This window comes from Kitasatospora sp. NPDC101176 (genome assembly GCF_044768035.1).
Classification (GTDB): Bacteria; Actinomycetota; Actinomycetes; order Streptomycetales; family Streptomycetaceae; genus Kitasatospora.
This window is the reverse complement of the sequence record NZ_JBIWPA010000007.1, coordinates 276,884-291,882: the sequence shown is the minus strand read 5'-3', so window position 1 is coordinate 291,882 and position 14,999 is coordinate 276,884. Positions and strand designations below refer to the sequence as shown.

General features: G+C 74.0%; 12 protein-coding genes and 1 pseudogene. 4 read left to right on the top strand and 9 right to left on the bottom strand.

Annotation, left to right across the window (positions count from 1 at the left end):
* From ACIRS1_RS14195 to ACIRS1_RS14180, 4 genes and pseudogenes are all read left to right on the top strand, one after another.
* Window positions 1-637, top strand: a pseudogene (locus tag ACIRS1_RS14195) (glutamine synthetase); the annotation flags it as partial.
* A 22-nt stretch (window positions 638-659) separates the two neighbouring features.
* Window positions 660-1,505: a gamma-glutamyl-gamma-aminobutyrate hydrolase family protein gene (locus tag ACIRS1_RS14190; protein ID WP_402839280.1), complete on the top strand. Its 846-nt coding sequence runs from the start codon at window positions 660-662 to the stop codon at window positions 1,503-1,505.
* Complete coding sequence (locus ACIRS1_RS14185; protein ID WP_402839278.1) at window positions 1,502-2,875, top strand: aldehyde dehydrogenase family protein; 1,374 nt, start codon at window positions 1,502-1,504, stop codon at window positions 2,873-2,875. The genes ACIRS1_RS14190 and ACIRS1_RS14185 overlap by 4 nt, the downstream gene beginning before the upstream one ends.
* A 5-nt stretch (window positions 2,876-2,880) precedes the next feature.
* Window positions 2,881-3,648, top strand: coding sequence for a 3-oxoacyl-ACP reductase (locus ACIRS1_RS14180; RefSeq protein WP_387899696.1), 768 nt, complete (start codon window positions 2,881-2,883; stop codon window positions 3,646-3,648).
* Window positions 3,649-3,735: 87 nt separating this feature from the next.
* Here ACIRS1_RS14180 and ACIRS1_RS14175 read toward each other — a convergent pair whose 3' ends face one another.
* The 9 genes from ACIRS1_RS14175 to ACIRS1_RS14135 form a co-directional block, all read right to left on the bottom strand.
* On the bottom strand, window positions 3,736-5,004 hold the full coding sequence (locus tag ACIRS1_RS14175; RefSeq protein WP_402839275.1) for a hypothetical protein: 1,269 nt from the start codon (window positions 5,002-5,004) through the stop codon (window positions 3,736-3,738).
* Window positions 5,001-6,827, bottom strand: coding sequence for a hypothetical protein (locus ACIRS1_RS14170; protein WP_402839273.1), 1,827 nt, complete (start codon window positions 6,825-6,827; stop codon window positions 5,001-5,003). The genes ACIRS1_RS14175 and ACIRS1_RS14170 overlap by 4 nt, the downstream gene beginning before the upstream one ends.
* A 134-nt stretch (window positions 6,828-6,961) precedes the next feature.
* A complete protein-coding gene (locus tag ACIRS1_RS14165; protein ID WP_402839271.1) occupies window positions 6,962-7,741 on the bottom strand; it encodes a toll/interleukin-1 receptor domain-containing protein in 780 nt (259 codons plus the stop codon).
* Window positions 7,742-7,835: 94 nt separating this feature from the next.
* Complete coding sequence (locus ACIRS1_RS14160) at window positions 7,836-9,149, bottom strand: helix-turn-helix domain-containing protein (protein ID WP_402839269.1); 1,314 nt, start codon at window positions 9,147-9,149, stop codon at window positions 7,836-7,838.
* A gap of 313 nt (window positions 9,150-9,462) precedes the next feature.
* On the bottom strand, window positions 9,463-10,842 hold the full coding sequence (locus ACIRS1_RS14155; RefSeq protein ID WP_402839267.1) for an MFS transporter: 1,380 nt from the start codon (window positions 10,840-10,842) through the stop codon (window positions 9,463-9,465).
* Window positions 10,839-11,642 (bottom strand): glycerophosphodiester phosphodiesterase, encoded by an 804-nt coding sequence (locus ACIRS1_RS14150; protein ID WP_402839265.1) that lies wholly within the window; start codon window positions 11,640-11,642, stop codon window positions 10,839-10,841. The genes ACIRS1_RS14155 and ACIRS1_RS14150 overlap by 4 nt, the downstream gene beginning before the upstream one ends.
* Before the next feature lie 203 nt (window positions 11,643-11,845).
* The gene (locus ACIRS1_RS14145; RefSeq protein WP_402839263.1) at window positions 11,846-12,319 is read right to left on the bottom strand and encodes a MarR family winged helix-turn-helix transcriptional regulator; all 474 of its coding nucleotides are present in this window, start codon (window positions 12,317-12,319) and stop codon (window positions 11,846-11,848) included.
* A 193-nt stretch (window positions 12,320-12,512) separates the two neighbouring features.
* Window positions 12,513-13,076 (bottom strand): CGNR zinc finger domain-containing protein, encoded by a 564-nt coding sequence (locus ACIRS1_RS14140; protein ID WP_402839261.1) that lies wholly within the window; start codon window positions 13,074-13,076, stop codon window positions 12,513-12,515.
* A 138-nt stretch (window positions 13,077-13,214) separates the two neighbouring features.
* Window positions 13,215-14,921 carry an ABC-F family ATP-binding cassette domain-containing protein gene (locus tag ACIRS1_RS14135; RefSeq protein ID WP_402839259.1) on the bottom strand — a complete coding sequence of 569 codons (1,707 nt, stop codon included), beginning with the start codon at window positions 14,919-14,921 and terminating at the stop codon, window positions 13,215-13,217.
* Between the last annotated feature and the right edge of the window lie 78 nt (window positions 14,922-14,999).

The window sequence follows — 14,999 nt, the reverse complement described above, 5'->3', positions numbered from 1 at the left end:
CCAGGAAGGCTGCAGCCTCACCTTCATGGCCAAGTACGACGAACGCGAAGGCAACTCCTGCCACATCCACCTCAGCCTGCGCGACGAACACGGCACCCCCGCCTTCCCCGGCCAGGGCCCCCACGGCTTCTCCCCCACCATGGAACACTTCCTCGCCGGCCAACTCGCCTGCCTCGCCGACTTCGCCCTCCTCCTCGCCCCCACCGTCAACTCCTACAAGCGCTACGTCCCCGGCAGCTTCGCCCCCACCGCCATCGCCTGGGGCCGCGACAACCGCACCTGCGCCCTGCGCGTCATCGGCCACGGCCCCTCCCTGCGCTTCGAGAACCGCGTCCCCGGCGGCGACGTCAACCCCTACCTCGCCGTCGCCGCCCTCATCGCCGCCGGACTCCACGGCATCGAACACCGCCTCGAACTCGAACCCGAGTTCACCGGCAACGCGTACACCTCCGACGCCCCCCGCGTCCCCGCCACCCTGCGCGACGCCGTCGACGCCTTCGCCCACAGCCCCGCCGCCACCGAAGCCTTCGGCAAGGACGTCGTCGACCACTACACCCACGCCGGACGCACCGAACTCGCCGCCCACCAACGGGCCGTCACCGACTGGGAACGCCGCCGCGGCTTCGAACGACTCTGAACCACGGCACAGGAGAACCACCATGACCCGTGACGACCGCCGACGGCCCCTGATCGGCATCACCAGCTACCAGGACGAGGCCGCCTGGTCCGTCTGGCGCCAGCGCGCCTCGCTCGTGCCGCAGACCTACGTCGACTCCGTCGCCCGGGCGGGCGGCACCCCGGTGCTGCTGCCGCCCCAGCCCGGCGGCGTCGAGCACCTGCTCGACGCCCTGGACGGGCTGCTCCTCGCCGGGGGGCCCGACATCGACCCGGCCAGGTACGCGGCGGACGCCGACCCGCGCACCGGCCCGCCCCACCACGCCCGCGACGACTGGGAGAGCACCCTGCTGCACGCCGCCCTCAGCCGCGACCTGCCGCTGCTGGGCGTCTGCCGCGGGATGCAGCTGCTCAACGTGGAACTCGGCGGAACCCTGCTCCAGCACCTGCCCGACGGCAGCCACCAGACCGTCCCCGCCGCCTTCGTCCGGCACCGCGTCGACCTCACCGAGGGCAGCCGGCTCGCCGCCGTCCTCGGGCCGGTCACCGAGGTCTCGTGCTACCACCACCAGGCCGTCGACCGGATCGGCGCCGGGCTGAGGGTGACCGGGCGGAGCACCGACGGGACGGTCGAGGCGCTCGAACTGCCGGACCGGCACTTTGCGCTGGGCGTCCAGTGGCATCCCGAGACCGACTCCTACGACCAGCGGATCTTCCAGGCGCTGGTCGCCGCCTGCCGGTCCGCCGGCCCGGTCGCGGGCCCGTCCGGCCCCCCGTCCGGCACTCCGTCCGAGCTCCAGCCCGGCGCCGGGACCGGCACCCCGTCCAGCACCGACCCCGGCAGCCACCCCGGCAGCCCGTCCGCGAACCACAGGGAGAGCGCCCGATGACCGAACCGGACCTCCACGAGGTCGTCAACCCCGCCACCGAGGAGGTGATCACCACCGTCGAGCTGGCCGGCCTCGCCGAGACCGACGCCGCCGTCGCCCGCGCCCGCGCCGCCTTCGACGGCTGGCGCCGCGTCGCCCCCGCCGACCGGGCCCGACTGCTGCGCGCGTTCGCCGCCGCCGTCGACGCCGACCGCGAGCACCTCGCAGCCCTGGAGGTCGCCAACGCCGGCCACACCATCGGCAACGCCCGCTGGGAGGCCGGCAACGCGCGGGACGTCATCGAGTACTACGCCGCCGCGCCCGAGCGGCTGTTCGGCCGGCAGATCCCGGTCGCGGGCGGGCTCGACGTCACCTTCCAGGAGCCGCTCGGCGTCGTCGGCGTCATCGTTCCCTGGAACTTCCCGATGCCGATCGCCGCCTGGGCGCTCGCCCCGGCCCTCGCCGCCGGCAACACCGTCATCGTCAAACCGGCCGAGCTCACCCCGCTGACCGCCCTGCGGCTCGGCGAGCTCGCCCTCCGGGCGGGCATCCCGGAGGGCGTCCTGCAAATCCTGCCCGGCCGCGGCCCGGTGGTCGGCCGGCGCTTCGTCACCCACCCCGACGTGCGCAAGGTCGTGTTCACCGGCTCCACCCGGGTCGGCAAGGAGATCATGGCCGGCTGCGCCGAGCAGGTGAAACCGGTCACCCTCGAACTCGGCGGCAAGAGCGCCAACATCGTGTTCGCCGACGCCGACCTCGCCCGCGCCGCCGCCACCGCCCCGTACGCGGTCTTCGACAACGCCGGCCAGGACTGCTGCGCCCGCTCCCGCATCCTCGTCCAGGAGTCCGTCCTCGACGACTTCATGGCGCTGCTGGAGCCCGCCGTCAAGGGCGTCAAGGTGGGCGCCCCGGGCGACGAGCAGACCGAGATGGGCCCGCTGATCTCCGCCGCCCACCGCAGCCGGGTCGCCTCCTACGTCCCGGACGACGCGCCCGTCGCCTTCCGCGGCACCGCCCCCGACGGGCCCGGCTTCTGGTTCCCGCCGACGGTGCTCGCACCGGTGCGGCACGACGACCGGGCCTTCACCGAGGAGATCTTCGGCCCGGTCGTCGCCGTCGTCCCGTTCCGCGACGAGGAGGACGCGCTGCGGATCGCCAACGCCACCGAGTACGGCCTGTCCGGCTCCATCTGGACCAGGGACGTCGGCCGCGCCCTGCGGGTCGCCCGCGGCGTCGAGGCCGGCAACCTCTCCGTCAACTCGCACTCCTCGGTGCGGTACACCACGCCCTTCGGCGGCTTCAAGCAGTCCGGCCTCGGGCGCGAGCTCGGCCCGGACGCCCTGGACGCCTTCACCCAGACCAAGAACGTCTTCATCTCCACGGAGGAGTGAGCAGCATGACCAAGCGACTCGACGGCCGGGTGGCCGTCATCACCGGCGCGGGCAGCGGCATCGGCCTGGCCACCGCGCGCAGGTTCGCCCAGGAGGGCGCCAAGGTGGTCTGCGTCGACCTCGACGCGGAGACCGGCGCCAAGGCCGCCAACGAGGTCGACGGCCTGTTCATCCAGGCCGACGTCACCGACGAGCAGGCCGTCAGCGCGCTCTTCCAGCGCGTCGCCGACGAGTTCGGCCGGGTGGACATCGCCTTCAACAACGCGGGCATCTCCCCGCCCGACGACGACTCCATCCTCACCACCGGCCTGGACGCCTGGAAGCGCGTCCAGGAGGTCAACCTGACCAGCGTCTACCTCTGCTGCAAGTACGCGATCCCGCACATGCAGCGGCAGGGCAAGGGCTCGATCATCAACACCGCCTCCTTCGTCGCCGTCATGGGCGCGGCCACCTCGCAGATCTCCTACAGCGCCTCCAAGGGCGGCGTCCTCGCGATGTCGCGGGAGCTCGGCGTGCAGTTCGCCCGCGAGGGCATCCGCGTCAACGCCCTCTGCCCGGGGCCGGTCAACACCCCGCTGCTCCAGGAGCTCTTCGCCAAGGACCCGGAGCGCGCCGCCCGCCGCCTCGTCCACATCCCCCTCGGCCGCTTCGCCGAGCCCGAGGAGATCGCCGCCGCGGTCGCCTTCCTCGCCTCCGACGACTCCTCCTTCATGACCGCCAACACCTTCCTCGTCGACGGCGGCATCTCCGGCGCCTACGTCACCCCGCAGTAACCCCCGCCCGCAGCGACCCCCACCCACCCCCGGCCCGGCGCCCCACTGCCCCGGCCGGGGGTGGCGGCGGATCCGGCCGAGCCGCCGTCACGGGGCCCCGGGACCGGGCACCCGGCCGGGCGAGGAACCGTTCACGGCGGAACCGTTCACCGCTCCGCCGACCTTCGCCCAGGGAACGCCGGGGCCGTCGCCGGTACCGCCCGCGGTCCGGCTCGGGTCGGGCGCCGCCGCGGGGAGCCCGGAGCCGTCTCCGAGCAGGCTCTCCCGGATCAACCTGGCCTGCTCGGAGCGGCCGGCGGCATCGGTGGCCTGAGCGACCCGGTGCAGGTAGACCGTCCGCTCGGGGGAGTCCGTCACCAGATCGACGTCGTCCAGCAGCTCGGTCAGCGGACCGACCACAGCCGGCCCCCGCGTCGGCCCGGTCGGCTCCGTCGGCCCGGGCCGGTCGGGCGGCCCGCCCTCGTCCCCGTCGTCCCCGTCGTCCTCCCGGCGCCCCGGGGTGGGCGCCACCGCGTCCAGGAACGGGACCGGCCTCGGCGCGGGGTACGGCACCAGGTGCTCGTACAGGCCGTCCACGTCCTCGTCGTTGGCCGCCGCCGACAGCTGGGCGAGCGGACCGATCATGTCGACGGCCTCCCGGACCTTGTCGTCGTGCCGGGCCAACCACCACACCACCGCGCTACCGGGCGACTTCAGGACGTCGTCACCCAGATAGGCACGCCTGCTCTGCTCCTGGCGGCGCTCGTGCTCCCAGACCTCCTCGGACTTGCGCACCTCGGACAGCTTCCCGAGCCTGGTCCGGTCGTCCTCCGACAGCCTCAGGTCGACCCGTCCGCCCATGGCCTCCACGAGGGCCGACGCGTCCGGCCGCTGGGTGCCGAGCACACCGTTCAAGCGGTGCCGCACCAGATCCAGCCGCTCGGGCACCTCGAGTTCGGTCACCTGGCGGGCGCGGGCCAGCACCGTCTCGATCGCCAGACCGGCCGGGTCGGCGTGCACCAGCCCGGTCGTGTTCGGGATCGGGCGCCACCACACCGTCGCCGAGAAGTGGAAGTCGTAGTCGGGCACCCGGCTCGGCAGCGCCACGCCGTCCACCCGGGTCTCCTCCCAGGGCGGCTCCGCCGGGGCGGCGACGGTTTCGAACTCGGGCCAGGGCTCCGGTTCGGGGCCGGGTTCCGGATCCGGCTCGGGCACCGGTGACCTCGCCGAGGCCAACAGGACGGCCAGCACCAGCGCCACCGCCGCCGGCACGCCCCACAGCCACACCGGCCACCTGGCCGACACCCCGAGAACCACCGTCACCAGACCGGCCCCGACGGCCAGACCGACGAGCGGCGCCTTTCCGCTGCCCTTCACGCAGTGCTCCCCTCGGCCGGCCCGGCCGCGGCCGGGTCCAGCGGTTCGATCCCCTGTGCGCGGTCGATCGCCCGGCAGAAGCGGGCCGCCACCTCGCGACGGGTCAGCGGAGCCGGCCCGTCGTCCGGGCCGACGGCCCAGCCGTGCGCCAGCAGGTAGAAGCGGCTGAGCACGTCGACCCGGCCGCAGGCGGCCTCGACGAGGATCCCCATCAGCCGCGCACCCCCGTCCCGCTCCCGCCGGGCCGCCGAGAGCCAGGCCCGCACGGCGGGCTCCCAGGTCCGGGATTCCCGTGCCACGGTCAGCACTCCCCGCCAGCCGCGGGCGACGTCCCGCTGCGGCACCCAGGTGGGCAGGGACTCCGCCAGGGCCAGGAAGATCCCGGCGTCCGACCGCTCCGGCGCCGGTTTCTCCAGGCCGGTGCAGAGCCGGTCGAGGAGGCGGAGGTAGAGCCGCCTGTCCCGGCGGACCAGCCCGAGCAGGAGGTCCAGGACCTCGGGCGGATCGGCGCCGAGCTCCCTGCGAGCCAGCTGGTGCAGCCGCACCAGCGCCTGGTCGGGGAAGCGCGGCGCCAGGACCTCGACGCACGTCCGCGCCAGGACCCGGGCGAGGTTGCCGGGCAGCCGGGGAGTCGTCGACCAGTCGTAGATCCTCCGTCGGAACTCCGTGCCCCAGGCCTCGCTGAGCAGCCCCTGCCCCAGCACCTGCATCGCCTCGGGGAGCAGCCGGGGGTCCTGGGCCCAGGACTCCACCAGATCGGTCAGTGTGCGGACGTCACCGATGCGGAGGGTCTGCTCGGTGTACCGGCCGATGAGCCGCTGCCGGTCGACGGACTCCAGCCACGGGGTCTCCCTGACCGCGTCCGTGACCCAGCCGCCGAACGCCGGGCGAAGGTCCGGGTAGTAGAGCCAGAAGTGGGACCGCACCGCCGCTCCGTACGCCAGCGCGGCGAATCGGACCCGCTCGTCCTCGACCTTGACCCCTACGTCCTGTAGGCGTTGGAGCGGATCGGGACGGTCGAGGCGGGGCTGTGTGTCCTCGGGGTGGCCGAGCTTCGCCAGCAGCCGTTCGGACAGCCGGATCACCGCATCCGCCGGAGCCTCGTCAAGCATTGCGGAGGTGAACAGCAGAGCCTTCTGCCGGCCGTCGTCGAGACCGGCGATCTGCTCGGCGACCTCGACGGTCCGATCCTTGACGGCTGCGAGCGCTTCGGCTGCCCATGTGGCGAAGTCGCCGCCCGCGGATCTGGCCTGGACCAGCAGTGCGGAGAGCTGCTGCAGCTCCCGCATGGGGGAACGGCCGAGAAGCGGGCGGAAGACCGAGTGCCGCAGTTCGGTGCGGGAGAGCTCGATTCCCGCGGGTCTCAGGTGCCGGGCCAGGACACCCGCCTCGTCGGGGCGTCCGATCGGAACCAACAGCTGGTGGAAGTCCGGTCGCAGGTGGCGTTCGTGATCCCGGGGGATCACCATGACCATCCGCGCATCCAGACGGCGTAGCTTCTCCCAAGACGTACCCAGGCGGCTCTGGGCATCGATGAACTCCGGTGCCGAGACGGCCGAGAGGTCGAACAGGATGCGCTCCCCGCCGACCGGCTCAGCCGACTCGTTCTGCTTCAGCCAGTCGTCGAGCGAGACCTCCCGGAGTGCGTCACCCCCCTCACCGGCGCCGTGCAGCAACACGATGGCCGCCGCACGGCGCCCGCTTCCGGGAGCGCCGGTGAGCAGGACGACCGTGCCCGGTGTCTCCAGCCGCGCGGCCGCGGCCCCGTACCCGGGCGGTCCGACGAAACGCTGACGCAGCCATTCGCGTTGCGCGAGCGTCACCAGCTGAGGGGCACCGCCACGACCCGGTGCCTCCGATGAACCGAAGTAGTTGTTGTTGGTGATGTACTGGCTGCCGTTACCGGTGTGAGTCGGTCCCTGCGTGCTGCCGATCGAGGTCGTGTCCCCAGCCTCGATCACCGGCGGCCCTCGCGGTCGCGGCGGCCGCCGAAGTCGTTGTTGACGGTGCCGCGTTCGACGTAGGAGCCGCCGTCGCCGTGGATCTCGACGCCGCCGTGGCGGGTGGTGTTGTGCTGTGCGCCGCTCCCGGTGTGGACCGGTCCGCTCGCGTTGTTGATGAACGTCCCCACGGCGCGGCCCACGTTGCCGATGCCCCCGCTCTGGTCGTGCCGGTAGTCCCGGGCCTGCACGGCGCTGCCGTCGACACGGCCGACCTCGTTGCGGGTCTGGACGGCGCCGGGCTCCCCGTCGATCCGCTGTTCGGCCTCGGCGAGCTGGGGGATCGTCCTGGCCAGTTCGTCGCCGATGCGCCGCAGGCCGGAGTCCGCGTCCCGGGTGTCGAAGCGGAGGTACTGGCAGTCGGCGAGTTCGGCGAGCTCGGGCGGCAGGGCGTGCCGGTCCAGCCGGGTGGTGCGGCCGACGAGCACCGGGACGACCAGCGCGCCGCTCTCGAAGGCCTCGACGATCTCGCGGCGGGTCCAGTCCGTCGGGTCGTCGAGGGCGCGGCGCCCGTCCGCCTTGCGCGCGTCGGCCCAGCGGGCGCCGATGACGGCGAGGAGGACGCTGCTGCGCCGGACGGCGGTCAGCAGCTCCCGGGGGAAGGCCTGGCCGATCCCGATGGACTTGCTGGCGCGGAAGACGCGCCGGTCGCCGAAGCGCCGGGAGAGCTCGCGCTCGATCAGGGTGGCGGTGGCCTCCTCGTCGTCGGTGCGGTAGTTGACGAAGACGTCGGGCATGGCGGAGCACCTCTCTGGTGACGGTCGGTTCTGGTGACGGTCCGGCGGGCGCGTGCGGGTGGCGGTCCGGAGGCCGCACCGGGCCCCCCGGGCCCTACGGGTGCAGTGCCCTGGCGAGCGCGGGCTGGAGGTCCTGGACGGACCGGCTGGAGCGGAACCGCTGGAGTTCGCGGGCGAGCTGGCGGACGCCGGCCCGGATGGTGGCCGAGCGCAGGGCGGGGACGAGGGGCAGGAGGTCCGCGGCCAGTGCGCAGGCGTGCTCCGGTTCACCGTCGGCGGCGTGGGCGAGGGCGTGCCGGAGTCCGTACCGGGCGCGGCTGCGGACGGCGTGCGCCGGGATCCGCGGGTACTCCTGGTCGAACACCTCGGCCGCCCTGCGGGGGTGGCCGAGGTCGTGGAGGCACCACCCGGTGACCACGGCGGCCGGGTCGGCCAGGGTGGTGGTGCCGAGGACGGGGGCACCGCCGTCCTGGTCGGCGGCGGCCGCGAGGAGCCGGCGGGCGCGGTCGAGGCTGCGCAGGCATGCCTCCCGGTTGCCGGCGAGGGCGTGCCCCTGGGCTTCGCGCTGGGCGGCGAGGCCGCGGATCCGGGGCGGCAGGCGGCCGTCCTGCGCGGGTCGGACGAGCTGGACGGTCCGGTCCGCGTCGCCCGCGTAGAAGGTGATCAGGGCGCGCCGGACCAGGGCGTACGAGGCCAGGTCGTGGTCGCCGCCGCCCTCGGCGAGTTCGACGGCCTGGGCGGTCCACCGGAGTGCCGAGGGGTCGTCGCCGGCCTCCTGGGCCATCCAGCCGGCGTACTCGGCGTAGCGGGCCGCGAGCACGAGCAGCCGTCCGCGGTTGACCGGGTCGGCCTGGACGGCGAGTTCGCGCAGGGTGTGGGTCTGGACGGTGAGCAGGGGGAGCAGCGTGCCGGGGTCGCTGTTCTGGCCGAGCCTGCGGATCTGGTCGAAGTGGGTCCGGAAGACCTCGACCGGGGTGGACTCCTGGTCCGCTGCGCCGGCGGGTGCGGCGGCGGCCGGCAGGGCGGTGGCGAGTCCGCCTCCGAGCAGGGAGGTGGCTCCGGCGGCGAGCAGTTGCCGCCGTCCGAGCCCTCCGGGGGAGCAGGTTCCTCCACGCTGGTGGGGGAGCGGTGGGTCCTGGCGGGGGCCGGCGGGCGCGTGCGGGTCGGCCGGGGGCCGCCGGCGGCCGGTCGGCAGGAGCCGCTCCAGCTCGCCGGCGGCGGCGAGCTGGACGTCGCAGCGGCGGGCGAACTCGGGCGGCGGGGCCTTGTGACCGCGCTCGATCTTGCTGAGGTGGCCCTTGCTGTAGCTGAGCAGTTCGGCGAGCCGGGTGAGGGTGAGTCCGGCGGCGATCCGCCGTCTGCGGAGCTCCGGGCCGAACTCGTCGGACGGCGTTTCAGGCGCGTGCATGCCAACCCCCGTTCTGGATTCACCCGCCCAGGCATCCGCCGTGGTGTGGGCCGGACGCGGTCTCCCGCCGCTTCCGCCTGGAATCCTGGCATGCGAACGGGCCGGTCAAACGGGTATCGGCGGGGTTTCCCGTTTCCTCTTTGCCGGTCGAATGGTCATGCGAACAAAACGAGTTGGCGATATGTCCACCCGTGCGAACGCGGTCGGCCGAGGCCGGGAGCGCGAGCCGGAGGGCGGGCTCCACCAGGCGGGGGACGGGGACGGCCCGGGCTCGGGCGGGGGTCGCCGGAGGCCGGGCCGTCGGGGCCTGGGGTCAGAGGCGTTCGGGGACGGGGTTGCCGACGGCTTCGATGGCGCGGCGGACGGGGACCTTCGCCAGGACGGCGAAGCCGATGACGAAGAAGACCAGCAGCGAGATGATCGCCGAGCGGTAGCTGCCGGTGATCTGGTAGGCGAGGCCGAAGACCAGCGGGCCCATCCAGCTGGTGCCGCGGTCGCTGACCTTGTAGACGCTGAAGTACTCGGCCTCCCGGCCGGCCGGGATGAGGTGCGAGAACAGCGAGCGGGAGAGCGCCTGGCTGCCGCCGAGGACCAGGCCGATCATGCAGGCCAGGGCGTAGAACCAGGCGGGCTGGTGGGCGGGCATGAAGTAGCCGAGCGCGAGGGTGACCACCCAGCCGACCAGCGAGCCGAGGACGGTCCGCTTGGCGCCGTAGCGGTGGGCTATCCGGCCGAGGAGCAGCGCGCCGCCGATCGCCACGATCTGGACGAGCAGGACGGCGACGACCAGCGAGGTCTGGTCCATGCCGAGCTCCTCGCTGCCGTACAGCGAGGCCTGCGAGACGACGGTCTGGATGCCGTCGTTGTAGCAGAGGAAGGCGCCCAGGTAGAGCAGGGTGAGCGGGTAGCGGCGCATGCCGCGCAGGGTGCGGGCGAGTTCGCGCAGGCTGCCCGCGGCCGGGCGGTCCCCGGCGGGTGCGGTCGGTGCGGGGGCGGCGCCGGCGCGGGAGGGCAGCCGGAGCATCGGGACGACGGTGAACAGCGCCCACCACAGGCCGGCCGAGGCGAGGCAGATCCGCACGGCCGTGCCGGAGGAGAGGCCGAGTGCGTCGTGGCCCTCGAACAGGGCGAGGTTGGCGACCAGCAGCAGCCCGCCGCCCGCGTAGCCGTACGCCCAGCCCTTGGAGGACACCGCGTCGCGCTCGTCGGGGCCGGCCAGGCTCGGGAGGTAGGCGTAGGAGAGCGCGACCGACACCGCGTACGCGATGTTGGCGACCACCAGCAGTGCGCCGCCGAGCAGGTAGCGGTCGCCGTCGAGGAAGAACATGCCCATGGTGGCGGCCGCGCCGACGTAGGCGAAGCCGCACATCAGCTCCTTGTGCCGCCCGGTTCGGTCCGCGACGGTGCCGGCCAGCAGCATCGCCCCGACGGAGATCAGCACCGAGAAGGACACCGTGTACGGGAAGAACGAGCCCGCGCGGACCGACAGGCCGAGCGGGTGGACGTCGCCGGCCGCGTCGGCGGCGTTCTTGGCGACGGAGGTCACGTAGGGCCCGAGGAACACCGTCAGGACGGTGGCCGAGAAGGCGGCGTTGGCCCAGTCGTTGACGTACCAACTGAACTGCATCCGGCGCAGGGCGCGGGGATCGGTGGCGGTCGCCGGGTGGTCGGGCAGGTGGGTCGCGGTGCTCATGGGGTTCCAATCACCGTGCTGGAGCCGTTGCTGCCGTCTGACCAGCAGCCGCGCTCGCCGAGGACGTCCCGCAGTACGTCGATGCGATCGGCCATGATGCCATCCACACCCAGGTCGAGTAGAGCCCTGATCCGTGTGGGGTCGTCCACAGTCCAGACGTGAACCTGCAGGCCGAGGCGGTGCGCGGTGCGCACGAAGGCCCGGTCGACGACCCGGACGCCCCGGTGCCGCTCCGGGACCTGGGCGCACACGCCGGCCCACGGCGCCCCGCGCCCGGGCAGCAGCGGCCCGGCCAGCGAGCGCAGCCGCAGCCGGGCCACCTCGCGCGGCCCGAGCGAGGTGGCCAGCCGGGGGCCGGCGGCGGCGCGGACGGCGGCGAGCCGGGTGTCGGAGAACCCGCCGACGCAGACCCGGTTCCACGCGCCGGTCCGGCGGACCGCCTCGATCAGCGGGAGGACGGCCGGTGCGGCCTTGACGTCGATGTTGAACCGCGCCCCGGGGAACGCGTCCAGCAGCTCCTCAAGCAGCGGGACGGGCTCGGTGCCGCCGATCCGGGCCTGCCGGACCTCGCTCCAGGGCAGCTCGGCGACGGCGCCGGACCGGTCGGTCACCCGGTCGAGCCGGCTGTCGTGGAAGGCGACCAGCACGCCGTCGGCGGTCGCGTGCACGTCCGTCTCGAGGTAGCGGTACCCGAGGGCGACGGCGGCCTCGAAGGCGGCGAGCGAGTTCTCGGGGTGGCCGAGGTCGCCGCCCCGGTGCGCGAACGCGAGCGGCCCCCGGTGGTCGAGGAAGGGATGCATGTGGTGCTCCGAGCTGCGGGGGAGGGGCGGCGGCCGGGCCCGCGGGCGCGGGCGGCGCGAGGTGTGCCGGCCGCGTCCCGGGGCACGCGCGTTACAGTATTACGCGCCCTGTCAAGCAGTAACGGTGGGCCCGCTCCCCGGCCGTACCCGGACCGCATCGGCCTGCCCGGCCCGTGCCCCGCCCACCCGCCGTCGACTCCCCGTCAGCCGGGAAGGTCGCCGTCGCCGCCCAGATTGGCGACCATCCGGCGCAGCACCTCGATCGTGGTGACGAAGTCCGCCTCGTCGACGCCCTCGTGCATGCGGCGGTGGACCCGGAGGTTGCGGTCGCGGGCCCGCAGCCGGCCCTCCTCGCCCGCCGCGGTCAGGGTGAGCGCCCCCGCCTCCTCGTGCAGCCAGCCCCGGCCGGCGAGGTCGTCGAAGACCGTGTCGAAGTCGGTCCCGAGGTCGTCGTAACGGGCGAGCCGTTCCACCAGTGCCGCCCTGGTCCACTGCCCGGGGGAGCCGGCGACGTGGTTGAGCGTCCACCAGTGCGGCTGGGTGAGGTCCTCCTGGGCCAGTTGGGCGCGCAGGGCGTCCGTCACCAGCCGGTACGCCTGCCCGGTCCACGCGCCGATCGGCTGGGCGGCCAGTTCCTCGCGCGGGTACTCCTTCAGTGCCGTCTTCTTCGGTGCCATCTCCACGTTCCCCGTCGTGCGGTGATTTCCGGGACGTCGATCACCGTAGGACCTCAAGTCGACTCGAGGTCAAGCGCAGGGAAGGCGCAGGGAAGGCGCAGGGAACGCAGGGGAGTGGGGGAGAGGGGGCGGGGAGATCGCGGCGGCGGCCGTCACCGGCTCGACCGGTGGTCCCGGCGTGCCGGCCCGTGGTTCAGTGCGCGCCGAGGGCGGGGGAGGTCTTCTTCCGGGCGCGGTAGGCGGCGGCCTTGATCCGGTTCCCGCACGAGTCCATGCCGCACCACTGGCGCCGGGTGCCCCGTGAGCGGTCGACGTAGATCCGAGTGCACTCCGGGTTGCCGCACTCCTTCAGCAGCGGGACGTCCGGGCCGCTGAGCAGTTCGACGGCCTGGCGGGCGACGGTCGCCAGTGCCTGGTCCGGGGTGCCCTCGTTGTGCCGCCCGGCGAGGGTGAGTTGGGGTGTCACGGGCTCCCTGCGGGCGACGCCGTTGAGTACGGCGAGCGCCTCGCGGTCGAACTCCTCGCCGTGGACGCGGTTGGTGACGAGCCGGTAGACGGCCTCGCGCACGGTGGTGGCGGCTCGGACGTCCTGCTCGCAGCCGGGCGTGATGCTGTCCACCAGGCCGCTCTCGACGTACCAGGCGTTCAGCCGCTCCGGCGTCACGAACATCTCGAACCGGGTCGAGCGGCGTGCGCGGAGGGTGGCCGCGAAGTCGAGGGCGGGGTGCCCGCAGACGAAGACATGGTCGAGGTTCACATCACCATGCTGGCAGGTGACGGATTCGGGCGCAAGGAGCGTCACCGACCGGCCGGAGCGGCGCGGGCGGGCGCCGCCCGGGAATCCGAGGGCGGGACGGGGAGGCGGGAGCGGGACGGCCCCCGCCTCCCCGTCGGCTCACCTTCCGGGGGCGGCGGTCTCCGTCAGTGCCCCGTCGGCCAGCCGGAGCCAGCGGTCCACGCCGATCCCGGCGAGGAAGCGCTCGTCGTGGCTGATCACCACGAAGGCGCCCTGGTAGGAGTCGAGCGCGCTCTCCAGCTGGGCCACGCTGACCAGGTCGAGGTTGTTGGTCGGCTCGTCGAGCAGCAGCAGCTGCGGGGCCGGCTCGGCGCACAGGACGCAGGCCAGGGTGGCGCGCAGCCGTTCGCCGCCGGAGAGCACCCCGACCGGCAGGTGCGCCCGGGCGCCGCGGAAGAGGAAGCGGGCGAGCAGGTTCATCCGCTCCGCCTCGGGCCGCTCGGGGGCGAAGGCGGCGAAGTTCTCCGCCACGGTGCGGTCGAGGTCCAGCAGGTCGAGTCGCTGCGAGAGATGGGCGATCCGGCCGTCGCCGCGCCTGATGTCGCCCTCGACCCGCTCGCCGTCGCTCCGGCCGCCGTTGCCCCGCCCGCCCCCGGCCTTCCCGCCGTCGCCCCGCTCGCCCTCAGGGGTGAGGTCGCCGGTGATCAGGCGCAGCAGGGTGGTCTTGCCCGCGCCGTTGGGCCCGGTCAGCGCGATGCGCTCGGGGCCGCGGACGGCGAGGTCGACGCCGCCGTCGGCGAACACGGCCCGGCCGGCGTGGTGGACCTGCATCCCCTCGCCCAGGAAGAGGTTGCGCCCTGCGGGCACCCGGGTGTCGGGCAGTTCCAGGGCGATGCGCTGCTCCTCGCGCAGGGCGCGGCCGGCCTCGTCGAGCCGGGCCCTGGCCTCGCCCACCCGGGCCGCGTGCAGCTGGCCGGCCTTGCCCGCGGACTCCTGCGCGCCGCGCTTCATGGTGCCGGCGAAGATCCGGGGCAGGCCGGCGTTCTTGAGGTTGCGGGCGGCGTTGCCCGCGCGGCGCTCGGCGCGCTCGCGGGCCTGCTGCATCTCGCGCTTCTCGCGCTTCAGCTCCTGTTCGGCGTTGCGGACGTTCTTCTCGGCGACCTCCTGCTCGGCCCGCACGGCCTCCTCGTAGGCGGTGAAGCTGCCGCCGAAGAAGCGCACTCGCCCGCCGTCGAGTTCGAGGATGCCGTCCATGCGGTCGAGCAGCGCGCGGTCGTGGCTGACCACGAGCAGGCAGCCGGGGTAGTCGGCCAGCGCGTCGTGGAGCCGGTGCCGGGCCGCGGCGTCGAGGTTGTTGGTCGGCTCGTCGAGCAGCAGCACGTCGGGGCGCCGGAGGAGTTGGGCGGCGAGGCCGAGGGAGACGATCTGCCCGCCGCTGAGCGTGTGCAGGGTGCGGTCGAGGGTGAGGCCGGCGAGGCCGAGGCGGTCGAGCTGGGCGCGGGTGCGCTCCTCGACGTCCCAGTCGTCGCCGATGGTGGCGAAGTGCTCCTCGCTCACGTCCCCGGACTCGACGGCGTCCAGGGCGCGGATCACGTCGGCGACTCCGAGCACCTCGGCGACCGTGAGGTCGCCGGTCAGCGGGAGGCTCTGGCGGAGGTGGCCCAGCACCCCGCCGACCGTCACCGACCCTGCGGTGGGCCGGAGTTCACCGGCGATCAGCTTGAGCAGCGTGCTCTTGCCGGAGCCGTTGGGGGCGACCAGGCCGGTGCGGCCGGCGGGGACGGTGAAGGACAGGTCGTGGAAGACCGGGGTGTCGTCGGGCCGGGCGAACGACAGGTCGGAGCAGATGACGGCGGCGTCGGACATGGGGTGACCTCGGGGGTGCTGGAGGGCAGGAAGCGGCCTTCCGCCCTGGGCAGGCGTGGGGGAGGGGAAAAGGGGACG

Coding starts and splice junctions, on each gene's coding strand:
- ACIRS1_RS14190 (WP_402839280.1), top strand. CDS start 660: ATGACCCGTGACGACCGCCGACGGCCCCTGATCGGCATCACCAGCTAC.
- ACIRS1_RS14185 (WP_402839278.1), top strand. CDS start 1,502: ATGACCGAACCGGACCTCCACGAGGTCGTCAACCCCGCCACCGAGGAG.
- ACIRS1_RS14180 (WP_387899696.1), top strand. CDS start 2,881: ATGACCAAGCGACTCGACGGCCGGGTGGCCGTCATCACCGGCGCGGGC.
- ACIRS1_RS14165 (WP_402839271.1), bottom strand. CDS start 7,741: ATGCCCGACGTCTTCGTCAACTACCGCACCGACGACGAGGAGGCCACC.
- ACIRS1_RS14160 (WP_402839269.1), bottom strand. CDS start 9,149: ATGCACGCGCCTGAAACGCCGTCCGACGAGTTCGGCCCGGAGCTCCGC.
- ACIRS1_RS14155 (WP_402839267.1), bottom strand. CDS start 10,842: ATGAGCACCGCGACCCACCTGCCCGACCACCCGGCGACCGCCACCGAT.
- ACIRS1_RS14150 (WP_402839265.1), bottom strand. CDS start 11,642: ATGCATCCCTTCCTCGACCACCGGGGGCCGCTCGCGTTCGCGCACCGG.
- ACIRS1_RS14145 (WP_402839263.1), bottom strand. CDS start 12,319: ATGGCACCGAAGAAGACGGCACTGAAGGAGTACCCGCGCGAGGAACTG.
- ACIRS1_RS14135 (WP_402839259.1), bottom strand. CDS start 14,921: ATGTCCGACGCCGCCGTCATCTGCTCCGACCTGTCGTTCGCCCGGCCC.